The following is a 24,914-nucleotide window of genomic DNA, read 5'->3' as shown; positions in this document are numbered from 1 at the left end:
GATCACGTTGTTGATCGTCTGATCAACAATACCCTCCTTCCCGACTGACGCAACACGAAAACGGAGGTGCCGGCATGAGCTGGCGCATGCCCGCCGAGACGGATCGGCACGAACGCACCTGGATGGCGTTCCCGCGCGAGGGCATCACCCTCGGCGACACCGACGTCCTCCGCGAGGAGGGCTACGCGGCATGGACCGCCGTCGCGAACGCGGTGGCCGAGTTCGAGCCGCTGACGATGGTCGTGGATCCGTCCGAGACGGTCCGGGCCCGACGGATGCTCGGCTCGGACGTCGAGATCCTCGAGGCGCCGCTCGACGAGTTCTGGATGCGGGACGTAGGCCCCACCTTCGTCGTCGACGGCGCGCGGCCCGGCGTCCTGGGAGCCGTCGACTGGACCTTCAACGGCTGGGGGGCGCCGGACTGGGCGGAGTGGCGGCTCTCCGCCGAGCTGGGCCGAATCGCCGGCGACGCGGCAGGCGCCGAGGTCGTGAGCTCGCTCCTGGTCAACGAGGGAGGCGGCATCCACGTCGACGGCGAGGGCACCGTGCTGCTCACCGAGACCGTGCAGCTCGACCCGCGCCGCAACCGCTTCGCCGACAAGGCGCGCGTCGAGGCCGAGCTCTCCCGCACGATCGGAGCAACGGCCTTCGTGTGGCTCCCGCGCGGTCTGACGCGCGACTACGACGACTTCGGCACGAACGGGCACGTCGACATCGTCGCGACGATCGTCTCGCCCGGGCGTCTGCTGCTGCACCGCCAGAACGACCCCGCGCACCCCGACTTCGAGGTCACGCGGGACCTGCGGGCGCTTCTCGAGCAGCAGACGGATGCCGCGGGACGCCGATTCGAGATCGTCGACCTCCCGGCGCCCGAGACGCTGAAGGACTCCGAGGGCTTCGTGGACTGGAGCTACGTCAACCACCTCGTCGTCAACGACGGCGTCATCGCGTGCGGCTTCGGCGAGGAGAAGGCGGATGCCGCGGCCCGCGAGATCCTCGCAGACGCCTATCCGGGCCGGCGCGTCGTGACAGTCGACGCGCGTCCGATCTTCGACCGCGGCGGCGGCATCCACTGCATCACGCAGCAGCAGCCGGCGGTGGCGTCGTGATCGACGTCGTCGAGGCATCCATCGCCGACCTGCGCGCCGCGCTCGAATCGGGCCGGACGACCGCCGTGGAGCTCGTGCAGGCCTACCTCGCCCGGATCGACGCTTATGACGGGCCCGACACCGACACGGCACTCAACGCCGTGGTCGTGCGCAACCCCGACGCCGTGGCGGAGGCCACAGCATCCGATTCCCGCCGCGCACGCGGCGAGACGCTCGGTCCTCTCGACGGGATCCCGTACACGGCGAAGGACTCGTACCTCGTGAGGGGCCTCACCGCAGCCGCGGGCAGCCCCGCGTTCGCCGACCTCGTCGCGCAGCGCGACGCCTTCACGATCGAGCGGCTGCGCGCGGGCGGGGCGATCTGCCTCGGCCTGACGAACATGCCGCCGATGGCCAACGGCGGCATGCAGCGCGGCGTGTACGGCCGCGCCGAGAGCCCGTACAGCGCCGACTGGCTGACCGCCCCGTTCGCGTCCGGGTCGTCGAACGGCTCGGGCACGGCGACGGCGGCGAGCTTCGCCGCCTTCGGTCTCGGCGAGGAGACGTGGTCGAGCGGCCGCGGCCCCGCGACCAACAACGCCCTGTGCGCGTACACGCCCTCGCGCGGCGTCGTCTCGACCCGCGGCAACTGGCCGCTCGTCCCCACGATGGACGTCGTGGTCCCGCAGACGCGGACGATGGCCGACCTGCTCGAAGTCCTCGACGTCATCGTCGCCGACGACGACGAGACACGCGGCGACTTCTGGCGCGCGCAGCCGTGGATCGGATTGCCGGCCGCCTCCGACGTGCGGCCCGCGTCGTACCCCGCTCTCGCGGTGACGGATGCCTCGGCCGCCGCCGCCGTCCTCTCCGGCCGCCGCATCGGCATCCCCCGCATGTACATAAACGCCGATCCCGACGCGGGAACCGGCACGGGCATCGGCGGGCCGACCGGCGAGCGCATCCAGACGCGGGACTCCGTCATCGTGCTGTGGCAGGCGGCGCAACGCGACCTGGAGGCCGCCGGCGCCACCGTCGTCGAGGTCGACTTCCCCGTCGTCTCCAACTACGAGAGCGACCGGGCGGGAGCGCCGACGATCTCGACGCGCGGCTTCGTGACACCGGAGTACCTGAAGCGCGAGATCGTCGACCTGTCCGCATGGTCGTGGGAGGACTTCCTCGCGGCGAACGGCGACCCCGGCCTCTCGACGCTCGCCGACGTGGACGGCGCCCGGATCTTCCCGCGCCCGCCCGGAGCGGAGCTCGATCGCTACACCGGCTTCGACGACGACATCGCGGAGTACCCCGCGTGGGTGCGCACCCACGCGGGCGCGTCGCCGTGGAGCGACATGCCCGAGCTCGAGGAGGGTCTGCACGGCCTCGAGAAGACGCGGCGCGTCGACCTCGAGGAGTGGATGGACGGCCTCGGCCTCGACGCCGTCGTCTTCCCGGCGGTGGCCGACGTCGGGCCCGCCGACATGGACCGGGTCGAGGCATCCGCAGATCTCGGCTGGCGCAACGGGGTGTGGGTCGCCAACGGCAACCTCGCGATCCGGCACCTCGGCATCCCGACGGTCACGGTGCCCATGGGGACGATGGCCGACATCGGGATGCCGGTGGGCCTGACCTTCGCCGGACGGGCGTACGACGACACGGCGCTGCTGCGGCTCGCCGCCGCGTTCGAGGCCACCGGCGCGCGGCGCACCGAGCCGCCGCGCACGCCCAGGCTCCACGGCTGAGCGCCGCCGGCGTTGAGCGGGCCGAGGCCTCGGGAGCGAGCCGGGGCCTCGGGGGCGAGTCGGGGCCTCGGAGCGCTCGACTCGCACGCGGGACCTCGACTCGAGGGTCGAGGCGTGCCGTAGCGTCGAGTCGTGCCGTCGTTGACGTTCTCCGCCGCCCTGGATCGCCCTGAGCTGCTCGCCGAGCCGGTGCGGGAAGGACTCGAGCGCCTGGCTCCCGCGCTGGCGGCCGAGGTTCGCGTGACGCCGATCGATGCGTCGCTCGCCGACACGGCGGCGTTCTGTGCGGCCTACGGCGTCGGCATGGACGAGGGCGCGAACTGCATCGTCGTCGCCGGGACGCGCGGCGAGGTGACGACGTATGCCGCGTGCCTCGTGCTCGGCACGACCCGCGCCGATGTCAACGGCGTGGTGCGCAAGCACCTCGGTGCGCGCCGCGCGAGCTTCGCGCCGATCGATGACGCGGTGGCACTCACCGGCATGGAGTACGGCGGCATCACCCCGATCGGACTCCCCGAGGACTGGGTGATCCTCGTCGATGCCCGTGTCGCGGCACTGCCCGCCGCCATCGTGGGCGCCGGCATCCGCGGGGCCAAGCTCTCGGTGCCGGGAAGGGTTCTCGCCGCCCTCCCGAACGCGCAGGTGCTCGAGGGGCTCGCCCGCGAGTTCCGCGCGGGTTGAGTCGCTCGGCGGCCCGGGGTCGTCCCCTCCTCCCGCTCCGCTCGCTCGGGGACCGGGCAGTCGTAGCCGCTACTCCGGTCGTCGAGCGAGCGAAGCGAGACGAGACGCCCCCCGGTCGTCGAGCGAGCGAAGCGAGACGAAACGACCCGGGCCGCGGGAGGCGGTCAGGCCAGCGTGTCGAGGATGCCCGTCAGCAGCTCGTACGTCGTGAGCGGCGAGATGATCGCGAAGCGGAGCACGGGCTCCCCGGCGTGGGAGCTCGGCACGACGAAGGCCGTCTGCTCGTCGAGGAGGCGGTCCGACCACGCCTGGTAGTCGGCGAGCGACCAGCCCTCGCGCCGGAACACGACGACCGACAGCTGCGGGTCCCGCACGAGCGACAGCCCCTCCCGCGCCTCGATCTCGTCGGCGACGCGGCGCGCCAGGTCGATGCCGTACTCGATGGCCGCACGGTACTCATCCGTGCCGTAGGTCGCGAGCGAGTACCACAGCGGAAGCCCGCGGGCCCGGCGCGTGAGCTGCACCGCGAGATCCGACGGATTCCAGTCCGCCGTGTCGGTCAGCGTGTCGAGGTACTCGGCCTTCTGCGTGTGCGCGAGGAGGGCCTGCGACGGCTCCCGGTAGATGAGCGCGCACGCGTCGAACGGCGCGAAGAGCCACTTGTGCGGGTCGACGATGACGGAGTCCGCGAGCTCGACCCCGGCGAAGGCGGGCCGCATGCGCTCCACGAGCATCGCGGCCAGCCCGTACGCCCCGTCGATGTGCAGCCAGATGCCGCGCTCCTTCGTCACCGCCGCGACCGAGGCGATGTCGTCGACGATGCCGAAGTTCGTCGTGCCGCCGGTGGCGACGACGGCGAACACGGCGTCGCCGTAGGCGTCCAGCATCCGCTCGACCGACTCGCCGTGCAGGCGCCCGTCGGCGTCCACGGCCGCCTTGACCACGTCCACGTCCATCACCGCCGCCGCCGAGGCGATCGACGAGTGCGCCTCGGCGCTGCAGACGACGACCCAGCGCGCGGGGTCGGGGCGGCCCTCCTGCGCGTGTCGCCGGCGCGCCGCGTCCCTCGCCGCCACGAGCGCCGAGAGGTTGCCGACCGTCCCGCCCTGGACGAAGACCCCACCGGAGCCGGGCGGCAGGCCGAACTCTCCGGCGAGCCAGTGCAGCACCTCGTTCTCGGCGAAGACGGCGCCCGAGCCCTCCAGCCACGACCCGCCGTAGATCGCGGAGGCCGACACGATGAGGTCGAACGCGATCGCGGCCTTCGTCGGCGCCGAGGGGATGAACGACAGGTAGCCGGGGTGATCGGTCGACACGCAGGCGGGGGCCAGGACGTTCTCGAAGAGCGCCGTCGCCCGTCGCGCGCCGATGCCGTCGGGCGTGATCGACCCCGACGCGAGGCGCGCGAGGTCGCGCGGCGACAGCGGCTTGTCGAGCGGGATGTCCTGGTAGAGCGCCCGGCGGCGGGCGTAGTCGAGCACGACGTCGACGGTCGCGCGCGTCTCCTCCGAGATGGCGTGCATGCGTTCGGGTGATGGGGCGTCGGTCACTGGATCCTCCCGGTGTCGACTCCCATTGTGGAGCCCCGACGCCCCGCTGACCGAGTGCGCTGGGCGAACGGGTCTGGCCGCGCAGACGCTCAGCGCGGTTCGCGCAGCCCGACCCGCTGAAGGTGCGCGTTGACGAACCGGCCCTCGGGATCGAGGCGCTCGAAGACGGCCCGCGCATCGGCCAGGCGCGGATGCACGCGCTCGACCGCGGCGGCGTCGTACCGGTGCACCTTGCCCCAGTGCGGCCGGGCCGCGAACGGGTGCAGCGCCTCCTCGATGCGCGGCAGGAGGGCGCCGACCTCGTCGGGGTGGTCGTACCACGTGAAGTGGATGATCACGACGTCCTGTTCGTAGGCGCCGCTCAGCCACAGATCGTCGCGCGCCGCCGTGCGGATCTCGCTCACGGCGAGGTGGGGACGGATGCTGTCCCCCAGCCGCCGGACCGCCTCCAGTGCCGCAGCGCCGTGCTCGCGGGGCGCGAAGTACTCCGTCTGGATCTCCTCGCCGAGCGACGGCTCGCTGTCGAGGCGGAAGTGGGGCAGGCGCAGCATCCAGGGCCCCGGCACTCCCCCGACCTCGGTGATGTTGTCGCCCATGCCGAGCGGGGAGTCCTTGCCCTCCGCACGGCGGCCGTTCAGCAGCGTGCCGGGCACGGCGTCGTCATCCGAGTCGAGCCTCGTCTTCACCCACACGAAGCCCGCCGTCCCGGGTTCCCACGTGGTGAAGATCGACACGCTGTAGCCCGCTCCCGTCACGGCCGGGAGGTCGGCGAGCAGAGCGTCCCAGGTGATTCCGCTGTAGAGGTCCTGGCGGACGCGGAACGACGGCTGGATGTCGAGGGTCACCGCCGTCGCGATGCCGAAGGCGCCGACACCGACCGCGAGCGCCGCGAAGTCGTCGTCGCCGCGACGCACTTCGTGCACCTCGCCGTCGGCTCCGACGTAGCGCAGGGCGCGGACGGCGGTCGTCAGCACGCCGTTGCCGTCCCCCGAACCGTGGGTCCCCGTCGCCGTGGCGCCGCCGACCGAGATGTGCGGGAGCGAGCCGAGGTTGTGCAGAGCCCAGCCCTGCTCGTCGAGCGCCCTCGCGACGATGCCGTAGCGCGTTCCGGCCGCGACGGTGACGGCTCGTGCGCCGGGATCGATCGAGAACTCCCCGACGAGACCCGACACGTCGATGAGCGTGCCCTCCGTGTCGGGGAGGTCGGTGAAGGAGTGGCGGGTCCCGAGCGCGTGCACGCGGCCGCCCTCGCGGACGAGGCGCTGCACGTGCTCCTCGGTCGCCGCTTCCACGATGCGCGGAGCGGCGTATTCGTACGTCCCGGCCCAGTTGCGCAGCATCCGGGACCTCCTCAGCCTGCGGAGCGGGCGTGGGCGACCATGCGATCGAACGCGGCGTCGAGGTCGGCGTCCGCCTTCTGGCGGTCGGGGTCCGCGTCGTGGTGCTCCAGGATCTCGCGCGCGCCCTTGTCGAACCCGGTCGTCGTGCCGAAGGCCGGCACGAGCCGCTTGATCTTGGAATTGTCGAACAGCGCCGTGTGGGCTTTGTCCCCGAGAAGGCCCGGGCCCTCCTCGGGAGCGAACACGGCGATCGTCTCGGACGCGATGTGGACGAAGTCCGGGTGCTCGACCCCGGCGGCGTCGGCCAGCCACCGGTAGATCTGGTTCCAGCTCGGTGCGTGGTCGCCCGTGATCGTGTAGGCCTCGCCGATCGCGAGCGGGTTGCCGAGCAGCCCGGTGAATCCCACGGCGAAGTCGCGCGAATGGGTCAGCGTCCACAGGCTCGTTCCGTCGCCGTGGATCACGACCGGCTTGCCCGCACGCATGCGAGCGATGTCGGTCCAGCCGCCCATGTTGGGGAAGAGCCCTTTGTCGTAGGTGTGCGACGGGCGCACGATCGTCACCGGGAAGCCGCGGTCGCGGTACGCCTCGACGAGGAGGTCCTCGCACGCGATCTTGTCGCGCGAGTACCGCCAGAAGGGATTGCGAAGGGGCGTCGACTCCGTGATCGGCACCGAGCGCGGTGGCTTGTCGTAGGCCGATGCAGAGCTGATGAAGATGTACTGGCCGATCCGGCCGTCGAACGTGTCGAGGTCGAGCGAGACGTGGTCGGTCGTGAAGGCGAGGAACTCGGCGACGACGTCGAACTCCGCATTCCCGATCGCCGCGCGCAGCGACTCGGCATCGCGCACGTTGCCGACGATCTCGCGCACTCCGTCCGGCAGATCCCGCCGGCCGGAGCCGCGGTTGAGCACCGTGACGTCGTGCCCGGCCCGCACAGCGTCGGCAACGCACGACGCACTGATGGTTCCGGTCCCGCCGATGAAGAGCACCCGCTGAGCAGTCATGCAAAGTATTCTTCCGTCTCATGGCTACCCTGGGCCGGATCCTCTCGTGGTGGGGGCAGGACTACGCGTACGCCGCCTACTGGCAGGTGCGCGGCACGCTTCGTCCTGGGAAGAAGGACGCCCTCCTCTCGGGCGGGCAGCGGCCGGTCGTCATCGTCCCCGGAGTCTGGGAACCGTGGGGATTCCTCGGGCCGGTGATCTCGGCGCTCCACGAGGCGGGGCATCCCGTGCACGTCATTCCGGCTCTCGGCCGCAACAGCCGTCCCGTGGAGGACTCCGCGCACACCGTCGCCGGCTTCCTCGACGACCACGACCTGCGCGACGTCGTGATCGTCGCGCACAGCAAGGGCGGGCTGATCGGGAAGTTCGTCATGAGCGAGCTCGACCCGCAGGAGCGCATCACGAGCATGGTCGCGATCTGCACGCCGTTCGCCGGCTCGGATTACGCGCGCTTCATGATGACGCGCACGCTGCGCGCGTTCTCGCCCGACGATCCGACCACCCTCCGCATGCAGGAGAACCTCGAGGTCAACGCGCGCATCACGACGATCACGGGCGTCTTCGATCCGCACATCCCCCGCATCGTGGCCCTCGAGGGCGCGACGAACATCACGATCGACGACGGCGGGCACTTCCGGCTCCTCGACCGCCCCGAGCTCATCGACATCGTCGTCGAGGTCGCGGGACGTCCGGCCGTCGTCCAGGAGCAGATCGTGGACGAGACACTCGCCGCGGCGGCGGACGCCGTCCCGCCCGACGCCGACACCCCGGGCATCCCGCTCCCACCCGACGCCGAAGTCGAACGTGGCGGCACGCCGGGGACTCCTAGCGTCCCGTGAACTGCGGCGTGCGCTTCTGCTGGAACGCCGCGAACCCCTCGCGGTAGTCGTCGCTGTCGCACAGGGCCGCCTGGGCGGCGTTCTCGACCTCGACCGACTCCCAGAGCCCGAGCCGCTCGTCGCGCAGTCGCCGCACGAGCTCCTTGCTTGCGAGGAACGCGCCCGTGGCGCCCGTCGCCGCCCGGTGCGCGGCGGCGACCGTCGCGGCGACGACGTCGTCGGCCGGGAAGACCTGCGAGAAGAGCCCGGACTGCACCGCCTCCGCGCCGGTCATGAGCCGGCCGGTGAAGATGAGGTCCAGGGTCTTGTGCGCACCGAGGCGCTCGAAGAACAGCGCATGCCCGCCGGAGTCGAGCGTGGCGCCGAGAGCGGCGAACGGCGATCCGATCTTGGCGGATTCCGCGACGTAGACGACGTCGGTAGCGATGAGCAGCCCGAGGCCGACGCCGAGGCACGCGCCGTGCGCGGCGGCGAACGTCGGTGCGGGGAAGGCCGACATGCGCCGCAGGAGCGGCGTCACGAGGCCGCCGAGGTAGCCGAGCACGTCGTCGTCGCGGGGATCGACGCGGGAGATGTCGCGACCCGCGCAGAAGGCGCGGCCCTCGCCGCGCAGGACGAGGGCGCGGACGCCGGATGCCTCGGCCTCGGCGTACGCGGCATCCAACTGCCCGATCGCGTCCTCGTCGAGGGCGTTGAGCTTCGACGGATCATCGAGCACGACGTGGGCGACGTCGTCCTGGATAGACAGGTCGATCATGCGTGGTCTCCTTCGACGGTCATGGGGAGAGTATGCCGTCGCGCGGAAGGTCGGGAAAGCGCGCCTGGGCATCCCGGCGGGCCGCTACCCTGCGAACATGGCGGCGTTCGAGGTCGGCCCGAGGGCGGCGTTCGAGGTCGGCCCGGGCTTCGCGATCGAGGCGTTCGTCGAGCCCATGGAGTGGGGCCGCTCGCGCTATACGGTGATCCGGATGCCGGGGGCCCTCGTGACAGCTGCCGCCGCGGCCGGCACCCGGCGCGTCGGCGGAGAGCTGGAGGGCGTCGGGGTGAACTTCGCCCTGACCCGTGCTCCCGTGATCGACGACACCTTCGTATGGGCGGGAGCGGCTCTCCTGCGTCGACTGCGCGTGGAGGTCGGGGACCCGGTCAGCGGTCGCCTCGCACCGGTCGACCCCGATTCCGTGCCGCTCGCGGCGGATCTCGCCGAGGCGCTGGAGGATGCAGGGCGTCTGGACGAGTGGGAGGCGCTCCCCCCGACGACCCGGCGGCGGAAGATGGTGCCACTGGATGCCGCGGCCACCGAGGCGACGCGGCGCAAGCGCATCGACGCCCTGATCGCAGGGCTCTGACGTCAGTCCTGGACGCGCGCGTCGAGGACTGTGCGGGCGCTGGGGATCGCCCTGGCGACCCTCGCGCGCAGCGTCGCCGGCCGTCGGTCCTCGAGCCAGCCGACGAAGGCAGCGCGGAACAGGGCGAACCCCATGGCGGCGAGGAGCTCGGCATCCGGGGCGGCGAAGCCCCGCTCGGCGATGCGGGCCGCGATCGCGGGCTGCCAGGCCGCCTGCTTGGCGAGCTCTCTGCCCGTCAGCGCGACATCGGTCTGGATGATCCGGTGCCGCTGCCGCAGTCGTTCGCGGTCGGGTTCCAGTCCGTCGGCGAGAACCCCGAGGGCGTGACGCATCAGGGACTCGGCGGTGAGGGGAGGGTCGGGCTCGGCGATCGCCGCGAGGAGGAGGGGCAGCAGCCGGTCGTCGTCGGAGAAGAGCACCTCCTCCTTGTCGCGGAAGTGCCGGAAGAAGGTGCGCGGCGTGACGCCGGCGGCCGCAGCGATCTGCTCGACCGTCGTATGCGAGAAGCCCTGCTCCGAGAAGAGCGCGACGGCGGCGTTCACGAGTCGCTCGCGCGAGTCCTCCGGCCATCTCGGCATACCCGCATCCTACCCTTGCGTCACAAAGTGACATCACTTATCCTACCGCCATGACACAAACTGACATCACGCCGACCATCCTCGTGACCGGACCGACTCGCGGCATCGGACGCGCGATGCTCGAGCGGCTGCATCAGCATCCGTCCCGTCCTGCGCTCGTCCTCCTCGCCCGTGACGAGGGTGCCCTCGCCCAAGCCGTCGCGTCGTCCAGAGCAGCCGGGCTCGACGCCGTCGGCATCCCGGTCGACCTGGCGAGCCTGCGATCGGTGGGCAACGCGCTGACGCGCCTGTCGGGCCTCGTGGACGAAGGCGTCGTCGCGCCGGTCGACGCCGCGATCCTCAACGCCGGCGCGCAGTTCCTCGACCGCCGGCACACGAGCATGGAGGGGTACGAGCTGACGTTCGCGGTCGATGTGCTGGCCCAGCATGCGCTCGTCGCCGGTCTCGAGCCGCTCCTCGCCACGCACGGTCACGTCGTGCTGCTCGGGTCGTCGACCCACCGGGGGAAGAGGCAGTCGTTCCACCTCGTGCCCGACCCCGTCTGGCAGAGCCCGCGAGACCTGGCCCGTCCCGACACGTTCCTCCCGGTCGGAACCTTCCGCGCCGAGCGGGAGCGCGGCGGCGTCGCGTACGCCACCGGCAAACGCGCCCTCGTGACCCTCTCACACTCCTGGGCGCGGCGGCTCGCCCGTTCCGGTCGCCGGCTGAACGTCTACGATCCGGGCCTCGTCGCCGGCACGGACCTCGTGCGCGGCATGCCCGGCTACATGGACTGGGTGTGGCGCAACGTGATGCCCGCGATGTCGGTGCTTCCGGGCGCGACGACCCCGCACCGCACGGCGCGCCGTGCCGTCGCCCTGGCCCTCGGCGATGCGCACGGCGACGTCGTCGACGGCTACATCGAGATGGGGCGGCTGACTCAGGCGGAGCCGGTCACCTTCGACGAGGCAAGGCAAGCGGTGCTGTGGGAATGGCTCGAGGACGCCCTCTCGCAAGCCCGTGCCGACGACGCGCCGCGGGACCGGCCGGCCGGCCTGCGCAGCTCCGGTCAGACGTCGTAGTCGACCACGACGCGGCCCGTCTTCGGGTGCGACTGGCAGGTGAGGACGTACCCCCGCTCGAGCTCGTCGGGCTCGAGCGCGTAGTTCTCGGTCATCGCGACCGACCCCTCGACGAGCCGGGCGCGGCACGTGCCGCAGACGCCCCCCGCACAGGCGAAGGGCACGTCAGGGCGCACACGCAGAGCCGCGTTGAGAATCGACTCGTGAGCGTCGACGGGGCTTGCGACCGTCGAGGACTGGCCGTCGAGCGTGAACTCGAGGCGATAGACCTCAGCGTCCTCGCGGAGCACGACGGGGCGCCCGGTGGACGGCGCGGCCGCTCCCGGCTCCCCCGTCGTGAACAGCTCGTACCGGATGTGGCCGGGGTCGACTCCGACGTCCTCGAGGGTGTCACGGCACAGCTGCACGAGGTCGAACGGCCCGCAGAGGAACCACTCGTCGACGGTCTCGGGGAAGACGAGCTCATCGAGGATGCGGCGCAGGCGCTCCTCGTCGATCCGCCCCGAGAGCAGAGGCGCCGTGCGCTGCTCCCGGGAGAGCACGTGGTGCAGCGCGAGCCGCGTCGGATACCGGTCTTTGAGCTCCGACAGCTCCTCGACGAACATGACGTCGGTCGTCGAGCGATTCGTGTAGACGAGCGTGAAGCGGGAGGTCTCCGAGCGGGCGAGCACGGTCGCCGCCAGCGCCATGAGCGGGGTGATGCCTGATCCCGCCGCGATGCCCGTCACGTGCCGGCCGTCGAGATCGGCGAGCGCCGAGGTGAAGCTGCCCTGCGGGCTCATGACATCCAGCGGATCGCCCACCTTCAGCTCGGTCTGCGCCCACGTGGAGAATCGGCCGCCGATGTCGCGCTTGATCGCGACGCTGATCGTCTGCGGTCCATCACCGCCGCCGCCCGACTCCATCGCGCGGCACAGTGAGTACGACCGCCGCACCTCGTGCCCGTCGAGCTCGGTGCGCAGCGCCACGTGCTGCCCCGCGAGGTAGTCGTACTCGCCGCGCAGCTCCTCGGGGATCGCGAAGGTGACCTCGATCGAGGCGTCCGTCAACGGCCGCACAGCGGCCACGCGCAGCGTGTGGAAGCGGGCGCGGTGCCGGCTGCCGCGCGGACCCCCGACGGCGCTGGCGAGGAAGCTCTCCGCGACGCGCTCGGCCTCGGCGTCGCCGCGCCGGCGCGTCATCAGTGCGCCTTGAAGTGGTCGAAGGGCTCGAGGCAGCTGCGGCACTCGTAGAGGGCTTTGCACGAGGTGGACCCGAAGCGCGCGACCTCCCTCGTGTCGAGCGATCCGCACCGCGGGCACCGGACGCTCAAGCGCACGGGGATCGGACCCCTGACGGCCGCCCGCCCGGTGGGGGGCGCGATCCCGAAGTCCGCGAGCTTGCGCTTGCCGGCCGCGGTCATCCAGTCGGTCGTCCACGCCGGCGCCAGGGTGAGCCGCACGTCGACGTCCGGGAATCCCGCGCTCGACAGGGCCAGCTCGAGGTCGTCGCGGATCGCGTCGACGGCCGGGCATCCCGAGTACGTCGGCGTGATCGTGGCGACGACGCGTTCGCCTTCGAGCTCCACCGAGCGCAGGATGCCGAGATCCTCGATCGTGAGAACCGGAACCTCGGGATCGGGAACGGATGCCGCAACCCGGCGAGCGAGGTCGAGGTCGAGCGCCGCCGTCACCATGTCGCCCCCGGATGCTTGCGCGCGAGCACCTGCATCTCGGCGAGGAGGTAGCCGAGCGGCGCGGCGTGACTGCCGTGGCGGCCGCCGCCTGCGGAGTCGAAGGCCGTCGGCAGATCGATGTCGGCCTCGGCGAAGACGGCGGAGATGACCTGGTCGAACGCCGGTCGGAGCTCCGAGGGGCGCACCGCGACGCCGGCGTCCGCGAGGGCGTCGGTCAGCGGCTCGTCCCTGAAGAGCTCCCCGACGTAGGGCCACACGTCGGCGACGGCCCGCAGCATCCGTCGCCTCGACTCCTCGGTGCCGCCCGCGAGGCGCAGCGTCCACTGCACGGCGTGATCGCGGTGATACTCGACCTCTTTGACGGCCTTCGCGGCGACGGCGGCGATCGTCGCGTCGGAGGAATCCTGCAGCGCGGAGTAGAGCTCGAACCAGTAGACGGATGCCGCGAGCTGCCGCGCGATCGTCTGGGCGAAGTCGCCGTTGGGCTGCTCGAAGAGCCAGGCGCTGCGGAACTCGGGCTCGTCCCGCCAGTAGGCGAGATCGTCCTCGCTGCGCCCGTCCCACGCGCCGGCATAGCGCAGGAGCGACCGGGCATGACCGAGGAGGTCGAGGGCGATGTTGGCGAGCGCGACGTCCTCCTCGAGCTCGGGTGCGCGCGAGATCCAGGCGCTCAGCTGCTGCGCGAGGATGAGCGCGTCGTCGCCGAGCCACAGCGCGTACTCCGCGATCTCGGCGGAGGCGGGGCGGGCGTCGCCGCCCGCGAGCTCGGCGGACAGCGCGACCTCGTCGACCGTGACGTCGCCGTGCGCGTCGGCGCGTTTCGTCTCGGTCGCTTCGCTCCCTCGCGGGGCGACCGGGATGGAAGATCCGGTCGTCGAGCGAGCGGAGCGAGACGAAACGCCCGCAGCCGGCGAAGAAGGCTCGGTCACAGGTGCGGCACCCCCTCCGACGCCGTGTAGTAGCGGGCGTGGCGGTAGTTCTTGCCGGCGGGCGACTCGAAGAACGCGCCCTTCGCGTCGGGGTCGCTCGTCGTGATGGCGTCGGCGGGGACGACCCACACCGACGTGCCCTCGCCGCGGCGCGTGTACAGGTCGCGGGCGTTGCGCACCGCCATCTCCGCATCCGGAGCGTGCAGCGATCCCGCGTGCACGTGCGAGAGCCCGCGGTTGGCGCGCACGAACACCTCGAAGAGGGGCCAGGCCTCGCGGTCGGAGCCGCCGGGCGCGCTCATGAGGCTGCCCTCGTCGGTTCGGCGCGATTCGTATCGCTTCGCTCGCTCGACGACCGGCGGGCGGCGTACGCGGCGGCGGCCTCACGCACCCATGCGCCCTCCTCGTGCGCCGTACGGCGGTTGCGCAGCCGCTCGGCATTGCACGGCCCGCGCCCCGACAGCACCTCGCGGAACTCCTCCCAGTCGATCTCGCTCATGTCCCAGCGACCGGTCTCGTCGTTCCAGCGCAGCTCCGGGTCGGGAAGCGTCACGCCGAGCACCTCGGCCTGCGGCACGAGCATGCCCACGAACCGCTGCCGCAGCTCGTCGTTCGAGAAGCGCTTGATCTTCCACTGCATCGACTGCGCCGAATTGGGCGAGGCGTCGTCGGGCGGGCCGAACATCATGAGCGAGGGCCAGTACCAGCGGTTCACGGCATCCTGAGCCATCTCGCGCTGCGCCGGGGACCCCTGCATGAGGGCCAGTAGGATCTCGAAGCCCTGGCGCTGGTGGAACGACTCCTCCTTGCAGATGCGCACCATCGCGCGGCCGTACGGGCCGTACGAAGCGCGGCACAGCGGCACCTGGTTGCAGATCGCCGCCCCGTCGACGAGCCAGCCGATCGCCCCCATGTCGGCCCACGTCGGGGTCGGGTAGTTGAAGATCGAGGAGTACTTCGCCCTGCCGGCGATCAGCTGCTCGGTCATCTCATCGCGGGTGCTGCCGAGCGTCTGGGCTGCCGAGTAGAGGTACAGCCCGTGCCCCGCCTCGTCCTGCACCTTCGCCATGAGGATGGCTTTGCGCTTGAGGCTCGGCGCCCGTGTGATCCAGTTGCCCTCCGGCTGCATGCCGATGATCTCGGAGTGGGCGTGCTGCGAGATCTGGCGGATGAGCGTCTTGCGGTACGCCTCGGGCATCCAGTCGCGCGGCTCGATGCGCTGCTCGGCCGCGATGAGCGCGTCGAAAGCCTCCTGCTCGGCTGCCTCATCGATCGGGGACGAGTCGATCAGCATCTCGGTCGTCATCGTCGACTCCTAATAACAGAACGATCGTTAAGTAAGTGTATCGCGGGTCGTCACCGACCGTCCACGGAACTCGGCGACGACATCGCCGGTCTCGTCGGTCACGGTCACGTCGTAGACTCCCGTCCGACCCGACCGTGTGCGTCGCCGCGCCTCGGCCCTCAGCACCGAACCGGCCGAGGTGGCCTTGAGGAACGTGATGTCGGCGCCCGCCGCGACCGTGACCGTCGCGTCCTCGTTGCAGCAGATCGCGAACGTCGTGTCGGCGAGGGCGAACACGAATCCGCCATGCGTGATTCCGAACCCGTTCGTCATGTCTTCGCGCACGGCCATCGACACGATCGCATGTCCGGGCTCGTCGACCTCCACGCGCATCCCGAGGGCCGCCGATGCCTTGTCGCGCTGGAGCATTTCGCGCTGACCCGCGAAGTGCGCTGCGGGCGCGGGGTGCGCGCCGGGCTCGGGCGTTTCGTCTCGCTTCGCTCGCTCGACGACCGAGGGGTCAGGGTGCGTCATGCGGGCACGCTCTCCTTCGCGACGAGGGTCAGGACGTCGTAGGTCGCGACGATCTCGTCGTGCTGGTTCAGGATGACGGCATCCCACCGCACCTCGCCGTACTCGTCGGTCTCCCGCGGAGTGATCTGCTTCGCCGTGAGGATGACCCGGATCGTGTCGCCGGGCGACACCGGAGTGACGAACCGGAGGTTCTCGAGCCCGTAGTTCGCGAGCACCGGGCCCGGGTCGGGATCGACGAAGAGGCCCGCCGCCCACGAGACGAGGAGGTAGCCGTGGGCGACGCGCCCGGGGAAGAAGGGGTTCGCCTCGGCGGCCGCCTCATCCATGTGCGCGTAGAAGGTGTCGCCGGTGAAGCGCGCGAAGGTCTCGATGTCGTCGAGCGTCACCTCTCGCGAGTCCGACAGGACCTGATCGCCCAGGCGCAGCTCCGACAGGGACTTGCGGAAGGGATGCCGGTCCTGATGCACCGCGGCGCCCTGGTGCCACACGCCCGTGAGTGCCGTCAGCATCTCGGGCGATCCCTGCACGGCGGTGCGCTGCATGTAATGCAGCACCGCCCGGATGCCGCCGAGCTCCTCGCCTCCCCCCGCCCGGCCGGGTCCCCCGTGCACGAGATGGGGGACGGGCGCCCCGTGGCCGGTCGATGAGCGGGCGCTGTCGCGGCTGAGGAAGAGGATCCGGCCGTTGAACGCGGCGATGCGGCTCAGGAGCTCCGTGGCGACCCCCGGCTCGTTGGTCGCGACGCTGGTCACGAGCGACCCGCCGCCGAGGTCGACCAGGGCGGCGGCCTCGTCGAGCGTGCGATAGGCCAGCACGCTCGCGACGGGTCCGAACACCTCGACCTCGTGGACGGCGGGGGCCGCGGCATCCCGGAACCCCACGAGGATCGGCTCGACGAAGGCGCCGTCCGGCGCGACGCCCGTCGACCCGTCGGCGCGGACGACCTCGGGCGCCTCGGTCGAGCCGAGCAGCAGCCTCCCACCGGCGGCCTCGAGGGCACCGACCGCGGCGAGCACCTCGTCGCGCTGCGCGGTCGAGACGAGCGGGCCCATGGTGACCCGCTCGGCATGCGGGTCGCCGAGTACGACACGTTCGGAGATGCTGGCGCGGATCGCCTCGACGAGGTCGTCGACGGATGCCTCGGGCACGATCGCTCGGCGGATCGCCGTGCACTTCTGCCCGGCCTTCGTCGTGAGCTCCACGAGGAGCTGCTTCACGTACGCGTCGAACTCCGGCGTGCCCCGCACCGCGTCGGGGCCGAGCACCGAGGCGTTGATGGAGTCGGTCTCGCTGGTGAACCGGACGCCCGGCGCCGCCTGCGCCCGCAGGCGCTCGGCCGTCGACGCGCTGCCCGTGAAGGAGACGGCGTCACCGAGCCCGAGGTGATCGAAGATTCCGGGGATGCTGCCGCTCACGAGCTGCAGCGATCCCTCGGGAAGCCGCCCCGTCTCGACCAGCATGCGCACCCACGCCTCCGCGAGATAGGCCGTCGGCGTCGCCGGCTTCACCAGAGTGGGAACACCCGCGAGGAACGCGGGCGCGAACTTCTCCAGGGCGCCCCAGACGGGGAAGTTGAAGGCGTTGATCTGCACGGCGACGCCGGGGAGGCGCGTGTAGACGTGGCGGCCGAGGAACGATCCGTCCTTCGAGAGCGGCTCGACCGGTCCGTCGAGGTAGACCATGCCGTTCGGCAGCTCCCGGCGCCCCTTCGACGAGTACGTGAAGAGCACTCCGATCCCCCCGTCGACGTCGCTCAGCGAGTCGCGCTGCGTCGCGCCCGCACGCTTGGACAAGTCGTAGAGCTCCTGCTTGCGATCGGTCAGCGCGAGCGCGAACTCCTTGAGCAGCAGCGCCCGCTGGTGGAACGTCAAGGCGCCGAGGGATGCCTGTCCGACCGTCCGCGCGTACTGGAGCGCACCGGCGAGGTCGGCGCCCTCTGCACCGACCGTCGCGATGAGCTCTCCCGTCGACGGGTCGCGTACGGCGGCTCCCTGTGCGCCGGCGTCGGCGCCGGGCGTCCACCACTGTCCCTGCAGGTAGCTCGGCAGGAAGTCGGTCATGCATCACTCCATTCGTAGAACCCTCGGCCCGTCTTGCGGCCGAGGCGCCCCTCGGCGACCATCCGCCGCAAGAGCGCCGGCGGAGCGAACCGCTCCCCGAGCCGCTCGTGCAGCTCGTCGGCGATCGCGAGCCGCACGTCGAGGCCGACGAGGTCGGTCGTGCGCAGGGGCCCCGTGGGATGCCGGTAGCCCAGCTCCATCGCCGCATCGATGTCCTCCGCCGACGCCACCCCCTCCTCGAGCATCCGGATCGCCTCGAGGGCGAGCGCCACGCCGAGGCGGCTCGAGGCGAAGCCGGGCGCGTCGCGCACGACCACCGGCGTCTTGCCGAGGGCCCGCACCCAGCCGCGTGCCGCGTCGACCACGGGAGCGGATGCCGCGCTCCCCACGACGACCTCGACGAGGAGCGATGCGGGCACCGGGTTGAAGAAGTGCATGCCCAGGAAGCGCTCGGGGCGGCGGAGGCCCTGAGCGAGACCGTCGATCGACAGGGAGCTCGTGTTCGAGGCCAGGACCGCGTCGTCGGCGATCGCGCCTTCGACCCGGGCGAGCCCCGCGCGCTTGAGGCCGGGCTCTTCGGGGACGGCCTCGACGACGAGCCCGACGCCGGCGAAGGCGGAGGCATCCGTCGCCGTCGACACCGCATCGAGAAGCTCATCGAGCGGGCGGTCCGTCGTGCCGCGCTCGACCGACCGGGCCAGCGCCTGGGCGATGCGGGACGCAGCGGCGTCTGCCGCGACGGCGTCGGCCTCGACGACGACGACGCGGGAGCCGGCGAGCGCGAAGGCGTGGGCGATGCCCGAACCCATCCGCCCGCCTCCGAGCACGCCGACGTGGGCCGGCACCGCGCCGGCGGTTCCGGGGCGCGGGGGTGCGGCATCCGTCATCTCTTCCTCCGCTCGAGGAAAGCCGTCATGCGCTCGCGCTTCTCGGGACGCTCGAACAGCTCGGCCTGCAGCTCGAGGTCGATGTGCGGGTGCGCCTCGAGCGGGGCGCGGAGCGCGGTCTTGGTGTGGCGTGTCGCGAGGGCGTCGTTCGCGGCGATGCGATCGGCGAGCGCATGAGCCGCGCTCATCAGGTCGCCGGGGTCGTGGAGCGACGACAGCAGGCCCCACGCGAGCGCCTCGTCCGCCTCGAGGATGCGCCCCGTGAGAAGCAGCTCGGCGGCGCGGGCGGGCCCGACGATCTGCGGCAGTCGCCAGCTCGCCCCGGCGGCGGCGAGGATGCCGAGGCCGGTCTCGGGGTTTCCGAGCCGCGTGCGCGAGGTGCCGATCCGGATGTCGGCGGCGTACGCGAGCTCGGCGCCACCGCCGAGCGCGAAGCCGTCGACGGCCGCGATGACCGGCATCGGAAGTGCCGCGATGCGGGCGAAGGCGTGGGTGTTGATCCCCTGCCGCGCGTCGGGCGCCCGGCGGTCGCGCAGCTGGGCGATGTCGGCTCCGGACGCGAAGACGCCGCCCGCGCCCGTGAGGATGAGGATGCGCGGCTCCTGCTCGAGCTCGACGCAGAGCGCGTGCAGGGCGTCGACCGTGGCGAGGTCGATGGCGTTGCGTGTGTGGGGACGATCGAGGGTCGCCACCACCCGGTCGCCGCCGCGCTCGACTGTGAGGGGAGGCCGGATGTCGTCCGTCATCGAATGCGCTCCGCGTCGTCGAGGAATTTCCAACCGATCGTTCAGTAATGATGGCAGACTCGCGGAGGGATCGCCAAGCAGCCGCGCAGAGGCGTGCCCACCGGATGGGAGACTGAGGCCATGACCGCGACACCGGCGACAGGAGCGGCCGCAGCGGTCCCCGTCCGGCGCGGCAGGCCCGGCTACGACCGCGCGCAGATCCTCGAGGTGGCGGTCGCCGTGTTCAACGAGCAGGGATACGACGCGACATCCGTCGCCGACCTCGCCGCCCGCCTGCAGCTGACGAAGTCCGCGCTGTATCACCATTTCGACTCCAAGGAGCAGCTCCTCGCCGAGGCGCTCGACGACGCGCTCGGCGCGCTCGAAGGCGTGCTGGATCAGACGGGGGCGACCACCGGAACGCCTGCCGAGCGCCTCGACTTCGTGCTGCGGGCGGCCGTCGAGGTCCTCATCGACCGGCTGCCGTCGGTCACGCTGCTGCTGCGCGTGCGAGGCAACAGCGCGACCGAGCGCGAGGCGCTCGAGCGCCGGCGCCTGTTCGACCAGCGCGTGACGGAGCTCGTGCGCTCCGCGCAGGATGCCGGCCTCGTGCGCGCCGACATCGACGGCGCCGTGACGACCCGCCTCGTGTTCGGCATGATCAACTCCGTCGTGGAGTGGTACCGCCCGACGGGGCCGATCGACCGCGAACGCCTCGCCCACGACGTCGTGACGATCGCGCTGGACGGCATGCGCACGCGGGGGCCGGAGCCGGGCGGCGAGGCGGTCCTCGGGACGTCGGCGCCGAACGCGACGCGGAAGCACCGGCCTCCCGACGTGCCGCCGCCGCGCTTCACCGTGTGAAACCGGGCAGCGCGGCATCCGCTTTCGGGCTGTCCGGCGCGCGCCTTACTCGGGGCGCCCGTCGGATGCAACCCCCTCAGGCGGCGGCGAACCGTCACGCAGGCTGACGACACCGAAGGAAGGTGTCACATGAAAGCGATGACGTACCGCGGCCCCTACAAGGTGCGGGTGGAGGAGAAGCCCGACCCGAGGATCGAGCATCCGAACGACGCGATCGTGCGAGTCGAGCTCGCGGCGATCTGCGGCTCCGACCTGCACCTGTTCCACGGCATGATGCCGGACCTGCGCATCGGGCACACGTTCGGCCACGAGTTCATCGGCCGCGTCGAGCAGATCGGCTCGTCCGTGCAGAACCTCAAGGTCGGCGACCGGGTAATGGTGCCGTTCAACATCTACTGCGGCTCGTGCTTCTTCTGCGCCCGCGGCCTCTACTCGAACTGCCACAACGTCAACCCCAACGCCACCGCAGTGGGCGGCATCTACGGCTACTCCCATACGACGGGCGGCTACGACGGCGGGCAGGCCGAGCTCGTTCGCGTGCCCTTCGCCGACGTCGGCCCGTCGATCATCCCGGAGTGGCTCGACGACGAGGATGCCCTCCTGCTCACCGACGCCTTCTCGACGGGCTACTTCGGCGCGCAGCTCGGCGACATCGTCGAGGGCGACACGGTCGTGGTGTTCGGCGCAGGACCCGTCGGCCTGGCGGCGGCGCGGTCTTCCTGGCTGATGGGCGCCGGGCGCGTCGTCGTCGTTGATCACCTCGACTACCGACTCGAGAAGGCGAAGACCTTCGCGTTCGCCGAGACGCACAACTTCGCGCAGGTCGACGACATCGTCGTGCTCCTGAAGAAGGCGACGGAAGGGCTCGGAGCGGACGTCGTGATCGACGCGGTGGGCGCGGAGGCCGACGGCAATCTCACGCAGCACATCACCTCGGCCAAGCTCAAGCTGCAGGGCGGCTCGCCCGTCGCGCTGAACTGGGCGATCGACTCCGTGCGCAAGGGCGGCAACGTCTCGGTGGTGGGCGCGTACGGGCCCCTGTTCAGCGCCGTGAAGTTCGGCGACGCGATGAACAAGGGCCTCACCATCCGCACCAACCAGGCACCCGTCAAGCGCCAGTGGCCGCGCCTGCTCGAGCACATCCAGGCCGGATACCTCAAGCCCAGCGACCTGATCACCCACCGCATCCCCCTCGACGAGATCGCCGAGGGGTACCACATGTTCTCGTCCAAGCTCGACGACTGCATCAAGACGGTCGTGCGGCCGACCGCCGCCTGACCGGGAAGGAGAAGTCATGCCGTACACCTCCGACAAGCCCGCGCTCGCCGAGTCGAGCGATCAGCTGCGCGCACGCATCCCGGGGTGGGGCGCCGATCTCGATCCCGCCGACCGGCCCTCGTATCCGAAGGAGCGCTTCGCCCCCGAGGAGACCGGCGCGCACTGGGACCTGCCCGAGAGCCAGCCGGACCCGTTCGGCCGCGAACGCTCGCTCGAGCACACGCGCCTGACTCCCGTCTTCGGGACGGCCCAGCCTCTGCACGGAGTGTCTGGGGCGATCAGGCGGCTCGCGTACGCCCGCTACAGCGAGGGTCGCGCGGCCCATTGGCTGCTCCTCGTCCTCGGCGACCGGGTCGAGGCGATCGGCGCGCACGTGCGCTCCTTCGCCACGCTCCGCCCCGACAACCCCGTCACGCAGACCGGCGTGCTGGGCGAGCGCGGACGCCGACCGCTGGCTTCGCGCTTCGGGCGTCATCGGGCCGACCTCACGCACATGTGGCTGGACCCGCTCATCGTCGTGGGTCCGTGGGTGCTCGCGCTCGTGGGAGCCGTGACCGTCGTGCGCCGGATCGTGCGACTGCTCTGAGCGCGGGGAGCGTCGTGGGTGCCCATCCTCCGCACAGGATGCGCACAGAGGACGCCGCATTCGGGTACGGGACAGAGCCGCCGCCATGCTGCGGCTCGTCGGCGAGGGTTGGTTCCGGGCGGAGCCGGCGTGCCGGCGAGCGGATCGAGGAGCCGGCATGGGGAATTCCGAGTGAGAACGGCCAGCAGACCCTGGGAGAGTGACGCCGGTGTCCACTGACCTCGAGGCGCCGTACACGCGGCGGATGGCACGCAGCACGAGCCTCGACGAGGCACGCCACTCGATTCGCGAGCTGTACGGCACGACGATGGCGCTCGTGGCCGACCCTCCCGCCGACTTCCGGTACGAGGCCGCGGCGGTGACCGACGACGGCTTCTCCGCGGCGACACTCCGCTTCTCGGGCGCCTGCCGGTCGGGCACGGAGTCCTTCCCCGACCTCATCGTCGCCCACGCCCCGGCGGGGCGACACCGCTGGCGCGCGGGGCGGGAATCCGGCCCGGGCGCGGTGCCCTTCCTCGTGCCGCCCGGCCGCGACCTGCGGGTCGAGTTCAACGGCCTGCACCTGCGGACCTTGCGCATCGAGTCCGACGTCGTGCGGCGGACGGTCCAGGGGTTCACCGGGACGGAGCAGGCGACGCTGCGCTTCGACGGCGTCAACGGCGAGTCCCGGCATCATGCGTTGATGATCGAGTCGCTGCGATTCGTCGAGGCGACGCTCGTCGCGGATTCCAGCCTGCGCGAGGCACCCCTCGTGCGGGCCCGGATCATCGACCAGGCCGTGACGAGCGTCCTCGCCGCCTTCCCGCTCGTCGACATGGCAGCGCCTCGCCCCGCCGCCGCCACGTCTCGTGCGGTGCGCAGGGCGATCGCGCACATGGAGCAGCACCTGCAGGATCCCCTCTCGATCGCCGACATCGCGATCGCGGCCGGCGTCTCGACCCGGGCCCTGCAGTCGGCGTTCCAGCGACAGTTCAGCATGACGCCGTCGCACTACCTCCGCCGGATGCGGCTGCGGGCCGCTCACGAGGATCTCCGCAACGCCACCGACGCGCGCGTCGCCGTCCGCGACATCGCCCGCAGGTGGGGCTTCGTCCACGCGGGCCGGTTCGCGCAGCTCTATGCGGAGCAGTACGGCGAGCGCCCGTCAGACACGCTCCGCCGCTGACAGGGGACGGATGCCTCGGCTCAGCCGCCGCTGAACGCGTCGAAGAAGCGGTCGCGGAAGGCATCCATCCGCCATACGGGAGCATCGCTGGACGGGAGCACCCCCGGCTGCCAGCCCCACGCGTCGATGCGCGCCATGACGGCGGGATCCTTCGAGATGAGTGTCACGGGGACGTCGCGATCGGCATCCTCTCCGCTGACGATCCGCGACGGCTGATGATCGCCCAGTACGACCAGGACGAGATCCGACGGGTCATACGTCTGGAGGTATGAGAAGAGCGCGCCGAGCGAGTACTCGATGGACGCGGCGTACATCTCCTTCACGCGCTGCGGGTCCTGCCAGACCACGACGGGCGGGTCACCGGCCGCCGCCTGCGCCTCGAACGCGGACCCGTCGCCGAGGTCGCCCCAGGGCAGCAGCTGGGGCAGTGGTGTCCACGGCGTATGCGACGAGACGAAATCGATCTCGGCCATGACCGGCGAGGGCGCGGCAGTGAGCACGCGGTCGTGGAACTGCCGCCAGGTGAACTGGTCCGGAACCAGGGCATAGCTGAACGCCGGTCCCCGGTATCCGAGGTTGCGCGAGTCGAGGATCGTCTCGAAGCCGTAGAAGTCGGTTCCGGCGTCCCAGTCCTCCTTGTTCGAGGGCACGACGGCGGCGGTTGTCCATCCGGCTCGGGCGAAGGCGCGAGCGAGCGTGAAGCGGTCGCTCGCGGTGAGCTGCGCGTACTTCTGCGGCGAGTCGACCCACAGCCCGCTCTGCAGCGTGGCGTGCGCGAGCCAGCTGACTCCCCCGAACGTCGGCGAGGACAGGAAGGCGCTCCGGGCGAGATATCCGTCGCGAGCGAGCTGATCACCGCCCCGACGGAGTGCGCGGTCGACGCCGTCCGCCCATGTCGAGCCCTCGACAGCGACGCGCCCGTAACTCTCGATGAAAGCGAAGACGACGTCCTTGCCGGCCAGCGCCTGGAGCAGGTCGTCGCGCGACCGGAGGGAGTCGACCCGGATCTCGCGGTCGAAGGACTGCCGCTCGCGGATGCCCGCGGCCGTCTGCTCGGTCGTGTCGGCGATCGCCCGCGCGGAATCGGCGGACGCGAGCGGCACACCCGGCACGGCCTGCGCGGCGAGCAGTGCACCGGCGATCCAGGCGACCGCGATCACGGCGACGGCTCTGCGTCCGTCGCGGCCGGCTGCCGCGACGGCGCGGCCCGCGCGGAGCGCCGCGAGCGCGAGCGCCCAGACGAGAGCGGCCACGACGGCGGCGACCAGCACGAGGACGATCGTGAGACCGACGGGCCCGGTCGCATCGGCGACGACGCCCGCGGCCGACACCACCTGCGGCCAGTCCCCCGCCGCCTCGAAGGGCCGGTCGATCGTCGCGACGAAGGCCAGGTCCAGCCCGCCGAGCACGATGGCGCCGACGACCAACCCGCCGAAGAGGACCGCGACGAGGGTGCGCGCCGCCCGCCAGGGCAGGACCAGCAGAAGGAGAAGGAGCGCGACGACTTCGAACGGGATGCCGAGGAGCGCCCGCGCGTCTCCCGCGGTGAGGGCGCCCGGCAGGAGCGCGGCGAGGACGATCGTCGCGAACGCCGCGACCGTCGCGGCCCGGGACCCGGACTCGTCGCTGGGTGAGGACGGGTCGCGGGGGGAGGGCAGGTCGCGGGGTGCACCTTTCGCGGCGGTCGGGCGCATCCG

The 24,914-nt window shown here is 71.6% G+C and carries 25 protein-coding genes; 10 read left to right on the top strand and 15 right to left on the bottom strand.

Features of this window, described 5'->3' with window-relative positions:
- The first annotated feature begins 74 nt into the window (after window positions 1-74).
- The 3 genes from EV279_RS06055 (at window position 75) to EV279_RS06045 (ending at window position 3,508) form a co-directional block, all read left to right on the top strand.
- Complete coding sequence (locus tag EV279_RS06055; protein WP_133541967.1) at window positions 75-1,109, top strand: agmatine deiminase family protein; 1,035 nt, start codon at window positions 75-77, stop codon at window positions 1,107-1,109.
- Window positions 1,106-2,827 carry an amidase gene (locus EV279_RS06050; protein WP_133541966.1) on the top strand — a complete coding sequence of 574 codons (1,722 nt, stop codon included), beginning with the start codon at window positions 1,106-1,108 and terminating at the stop codon, window positions 2,825-2,827. The genes EV279_RS06055 and EV279_RS06050 overlap by 4 nt, the downstream gene beginning before the upstream one ends.
- 132 nt (window positions 2,828-2,959) lie before the next feature.
- A complete protein-coding gene (locus EV279_RS06045; protein ID WP_133541965.1) occupies window positions 2,960-3,508 on the top strand; it encodes a YbaK/EbsC family protein in 549 nt (182 codons plus the stop codon).
- 164 nt (window positions 3,509-3,672) lie between these two features.
- On the opposite strand, the gene EV279_RS06040 is transcribed toward EV279_RS06045, so the two are convergent.
- From EV279_RS06040 to EV279_RS06030, 3 genes are all read right to left on the bottom strand, one after another.
- The gene (locus tag EV279_RS06040) at window positions 3,673-5,031 is read right to left on the bottom strand and encodes an aminotransferase class V-fold PLP-dependent enzyme (RefSeq protein WP_133544673.1); all 1,359 of its coding nucleotides are present in this window, start codon (window positions 5,029-5,031) and stop codon (window positions 3,673-3,675) included.
- Window positions 5,032-5,147: 116 nt separating this feature from the next.
- On the bottom strand, window positions 5,148-6,398 hold the full coding sequence (locus EV279_RS06035) for a D-arabinono-1,4-lactone oxidase (RefSeq protein WP_133541964.1): 1,251 nt from the start codon (window positions 6,396-6,398) through the stop codon (window positions 5,148-5,150).
- Window positions 6,399-6,409: 11 nt separating this feature from the next.
- Window positions 6,410-7,405: an SDR family oxidoreductase gene (locus EV279_RS06030; RefSeq protein ID WP_133541963.1), complete on the bottom strand. Its 996-nt coding sequence runs from the start codon at window positions 7,403-7,405 to the stop codon at window positions 6,410-6,412.
- Window positions 7,406-7,425: 20 nt separating this feature from the next.
- Between EV279_RS06030 and EV279_RS06025 the strand changes: the two genes are divergently transcribed.
- Window positions 7,426-8,244, top strand: coding sequence for an alpha/beta fold hydrolase (locus tag EV279_RS06025; protein WP_208109488.1), 819 nt, complete (start codon window positions 7,426-7,428; stop codon window positions 8,242-8,244).
- Here the strand turns inward: EV279_RS06025 and EV279_RS06020 are convergent.
- Window positions 8,231-9,001, bottom strand: a complete 771-nt coding sequence (locus tag EV279_RS06020; protein ID WP_133541962.1) for an enoyl-CoA hydratase/isomerase family protein — start codon at window positions 8,999-9,001, stop codon at window positions 8,231-8,233. The two genes, EV279_RS06025 and EV279_RS06020, sit on opposite strands and share 14 nt — an antisense overlap.
- A gap of 97 nt (window positions 9,002-9,098) precedes the next feature.
- Here EV279_RS06020 and EV279_RS06015 point away from each other — a divergent pair, with 97 nt between their 5' ends.
- On the top strand, window positions 9,099-9,590 hold the full coding sequence (locus EV279_RS06015) for a YdeI/OmpD-associated family protein (RefSeq protein ID WP_166644469.1): 492 nt from the start codon (window positions 9,099-9,101) through the stop codon (window positions 9,588-9,590).
- A gap of 2 nt (window positions 9,591-9,592) precedes the next feature.
- Here the strand turns inward: EV279_RS06015 and EV279_RS06010 are convergent, their stop codons facing one another.
- A complete protein-coding gene (locus EV279_RS06010) occupies window positions 9,593-10,168 on the bottom strand; it encodes a TetR/AcrR family transcriptional regulator (protein ID WP_133541960.1) in 576 nt (191 codons plus the stop codon).
- Window positions 10,169-10,218: 50 nt separating this feature from the next.
- Between EV279_RS06010 and EV279_RS06005 the strand changes: the two genes are divergently transcribed.
- Entirely contained in the window at window positions 10,219-11,229 is a 1,011-nt protein-coding gene (locus EV279_RS06005; protein ID WP_133541959.1) for an SDR family NAD(P)-dependent oxidoreductase, read from the top strand.
- Here EV279_RS06005 and paaE read toward each other — a convergent pair.
- The 9 genes from paaE to EV279_RS05960 all read right to left on the bottom strand — a co-directional run bounded on the left by paaE (window position 11,217) and on the right by EV279_RS05960 (window position 19,345).
- The gene (gene paaE, locus EV279_RS06000; protein WP_133541958.1) at window positions 11,217-12,410 is read right to left on the bottom strand and encodes a 1,2-phenylacetyl-CoA epoxidase subunit PaaE; all 1,194 of its coding nucleotides are present in this window, start codon (window positions 12,408-12,410) and stop codon (window positions 11,217-11,219) included. The two genes, EV279_RS06005 and paaE, sit on opposite strands and share 13 nt — an antisense overlap.
- Window positions 12,410-12,904, bottom strand: a complete 495-nt coding sequence (gene paaD, locus EV279_RS05995; RefSeq protein WP_133541957.1) for a 1,2-phenylacetyl-CoA epoxidase subunit PaaD — start codon at window positions 12,902-12,904, stop codon at window positions 12,410-12,412. Before paaD ends, paaE begins: the two co-directional genes overlap by 1 nt.
- The gene (gene paaC / locus EV279_RS05990) at window positions 12,898-13,680 is read right to left on the bottom strand and encodes a 1,2-phenylacetyl-CoA epoxidase subunit PaaC (protein WP_243728599.1); all 783 of its coding nucleotides are present in this window, start codon (window positions 13,678-13,680) and stop codon (window positions 12,898-12,900) included. Before paaC ends, paaD begins: the two co-directional genes overlap by 7 nt.
- Window positions 13,681-13,829: 149 nt before the next feature.
- Window positions 13,830-14,135: a 1,2-phenylacetyl-CoA epoxidase subunit PaaB gene (gene paaB, locus EV279_RS05985; protein ID WP_133541956.1), complete on the bottom strand. Its 306-nt coding sequence runs from the start codon at window positions 14,133-14,135 to the stop codon at window positions 13,830-13,832.
- The gene (gene paaA, locus EV279_RS05980) at window positions 14,132-15,139 is read right to left on the bottom strand and encodes a 1,2-phenylacetyl-CoA epoxidase subunit PaaA (protein ID WP_208109487.1); all 1,008 of its coding nucleotides are present in this window, start codon (window positions 15,137-15,139) and stop codon (window positions 14,132-14,134) included. Before paaA ends, paaB begins: the two co-directional genes overlap by 4 nt.
- Before the next feature lie 27 nt (window positions 15,140-15,166).
- A complete protein-coding gene (gene paaI / locus EV279_RS05975; protein WP_347876850.1) occupies window positions 15,167-15,652 on the bottom strand; it encodes a hydroxyphenylacetyl-CoA thioesterase PaaI in 486 nt (161 codons plus the stop codon).
- Window positions 15,649-17,712: a phenylacetic acid degradation bifunctional protein PaaZ gene (paaZ, locus tag EV279_RS05970; protein ID WP_133541955.1), complete on the bottom strand. Its 2,064-nt coding sequence runs from the start codon at window positions 17,710-17,712 to the stop codon at window positions 15,649-15,651. Before paaZ ends, paaI begins: the two co-directional genes overlap by 4 nt.
- The gene (locus tag EV279_RS05965) at window positions 17,709-18,599 is read right to left on the bottom strand and encodes a 3-hydroxyacyl-CoA dehydrogenase family protein (protein ID WP_133541954.1); all 891 of its coding nucleotides are present in this window, start codon (window positions 18,597-18,599) and stop codon (window positions 17,709-17,711) included. Before EV279_RS05965 ends, paaZ begins: the two co-directional genes overlap by 4 nt.
- Window positions 18,596-19,345, bottom strand: coding sequence for an enoyl-CoA hydratase/isomerase family protein (locus tag EV279_RS05960; protein ID WP_133541953.1), 750 nt, complete (start codon window positions 19,343-19,345; stop codon window positions 18,596-18,598). Before EV279_RS05960 ends, EV279_RS05965 begins: the two co-directional genes overlap by 4 nt.
- A gap of 120 nt (window positions 19,346-19,465) precedes the next feature.
- On the opposite strand from EV279_RS05960, the gene EV279_RS05955 reads away from it, so the two are divergent.
- The 4 genes from EV279_RS05955 to EV279_RS05940 all read left to right on the top strand — a co-directional run bounded on the left by EV279_RS05955 (window position 19,466) and on the right by EV279_RS05940 (window position 23,217).
- Window positions 19,466-20,188 (top strand): TetR/AcrR family transcriptional regulator, encoded by a 723-nt coding sequence (locus EV279_RS05955; protein WP_133541952.1) that lies wholly within the window; start codon window positions 19,466-19,468, stop codon window positions 20,186-20,188.
- Between the two features lie 129 nt (window positions 20,189-20,317).
- Window positions 20,318-21,466 carry a zinc-dependent alcohol dehydrogenase gene (locus EV279_RS05950; protein WP_133541951.1) on the top strand — a complete coding sequence of 383 codons (1,149 nt, stop codon included), beginning with the start codon at window positions 20,318-20,320 and terminating at the stop codon, window positions 21,464-21,466.
- 16 nt (window positions 21,467-21,482) lie between these two features.
- Window positions 21,483-22,052, top strand: coding sequence for a hypothetical protein (locus EV279_RS05945; protein WP_133541950.1), 570 nt, complete (start codon window positions 21,483-21,485; stop codon window positions 22,050-22,052).
- A 208-nt stretch (window positions 22,053-22,260) separates the two neighbouring features.
- Window positions 22,261-23,217, top strand: coding sequence for a helix-turn-helix domain-containing protein (locus EV279_RS05940; RefSeq protein WP_133541949.1), 957 nt, complete (start codon window positions 22,261-22,263; stop codon window positions 23,215-23,217).
- Between the two features lie 20 nt (window positions 23,218-23,237).
- On the opposite strand, the gene EV279_RS05935 is transcribed toward EV279_RS05940, so the two are convergent.
- Complete coding sequence (locus EV279_RS05935) at window positions 23,238-24,911, bottom strand: hypothetical protein (protein WP_133541948.1); 1,674 nt, start codon at window positions 24,909-24,911, stop codon at window positions 23,238-23,240.
- Window positions 24,912-24,914: the final 3 nt, after the last annotated feature.

The organism is Microbacterium sp. BK668, assembly GCF_004362195.1.
GTDB lineage: Bacteria > Actinomycetota > Actinomycetes > Actinomycetales > Microbacteriaceae > Microbacterium.
The sequence above is the reverse complement of the archived record's forward strand: the minus strand, read 5'-3'. Positions and strand labels throughout refer to the sequence as shown.

Bases quoted from the DNA above. Each gene is read 5' to 3' on its own strand.
- EV279_RS05965 (WP_133541954.1), bottom strand. From the start codon at position 18,599: ATGACGGATGCCGCACCCCCGCGCCCCGGAACCGCCGGCGCGGTGCCG.
- EV279_RS06035 (WP_133541964.1), bottom strand. From the start codon at position 6,398: ATGCTGCGCAACTGGGCCGGGACGTACGAATACGCCGCTCCGCGCATC.
- EV279_RS05955 (WP_133541952.1), top strand. From the start codon at position 19,466: ATGACCGCGACACCGGCGACAGGAGCGGCCGCAGCGGTCCCCGTCCGG.
- paaI (WP_347876850.1), bottom strand. From the start codon at position 15,652: ATGACGCACCCTGACCCCTCGGTCGTCGAGCGAGCGAAGCGAGACGAA.
- paaZ (WP_133541955.1), bottom strand. From the start codon at position 17,712: ATGACCGACTTCCTGCCGAGCTACCTGCAGGGACAGTGGTGGACGCCC.
- EV279_RS06015 (WP_166644469.1), top strand. From the start codon at position 9,099: ATGGCGGCGTTCGAGGTCGGCCCGAGGGCGGCGTTCGAGGTCGGCCCG.
- EV279_RS05945 (WP_133541950.1), top strand. From the start codon at position 21,483: ATGCCGTACACCTCCGACAAGCCCGCGCTCGCCGAGTCGAGCGATCAG.
- EV279_RS06040 (WP_133544673.1), bottom strand. From the start codon at position 5,031: ATGCACGCCATCTCGGAGGAGACGCGCGCGACCGTCGACGTCGTGCTC.
- EV279_RS05950 (WP_133541951.1), top strand. From the start codon at position 20,318: ATGAAAGCGATGACGTACCGCGGCCCCTACAAGGTGCGGGTGGAGGAG.
- EV279_RS06005 (WP_133541959.1), top strand. From the start codon at position 10,219: ATGACACAAACTGACATCACGCCGACCATCCTCGTGACCGGACCGACT.
- EV279_RS05960 (WP_133541953.1), bottom strand. From the start codon at position 19,345: ATGACGGACGACATCCGGCCTCCCCTCACAGTCGAGCGCGGCGGCGAC.
- EV279_RS06030 (WP_133541963.1), bottom strand. From the start codon at position 7,405: ATGACTGCTCAGCGGGTGCTCTTCATCGGCGGGACCGGAACCATCAGT.
- paaA (WP_208109487.1), bottom strand. From the start codon at position 15,139: ATGACGACCGAGATGCTGATCGACTCGTCCCCGATCGATGAGGCAGCC.
- EV279_RS06025 (WP_208109488.1), top strand. From the start codon at position 7,426: ATGGCTACCCTGGGCCGGATCCTCTCGTGGTGGGGGCAGGACTACGCG.
- EV279_RS06055 (WP_133541967.1), top strand. From the start codon at position 75: ATGAGCTGGCGCATGCCCGCCGAGACGGATCGGCACGAACGCACCTGG.
- paaE (WP_133541958.1), bottom strand. From the start codon at position 12,410: ATGACGCGCCGGCGCGGCGACGCCGAGGCCGAGCGCGTCGCGGAGAGC.
- EV279_RS05935 (WP_133541948.1), bottom strand. From the start codon at position 24,911: ATGCGCCCGACCGCCGCGAAAGGTGCACCCCGCGACCTGCCCTCCCCC.
- EV279_RS06020 (WP_133541962.1), bottom strand. From the start codon at position 9,001: ATGATCGACCTGTCTATCCAGGACGACGTCGCCCACGTCGTGCTCGAT.
- paaD (WP_133541957.1), bottom strand. From the start codon at position 12,904: ATGGTGACGGCGGCGCTCGACCTCGACCTCGCTCGCCGGGTTGCGGCA.
- paaB (WP_133541956.1), bottom strand. From the start codon at position 14,135: ATGAGCGCGCCCGGCGGCTCCGACCGCGAGGCCTGGCCCCTCTTCGAG.
- EV279_RS06010 (WP_133541960.1), bottom strand. From the start codon at position 10,168: ATGCCGAGATGGCCGGAGGACTCGCGCGAGCGACTCGTGAACGCCGCC.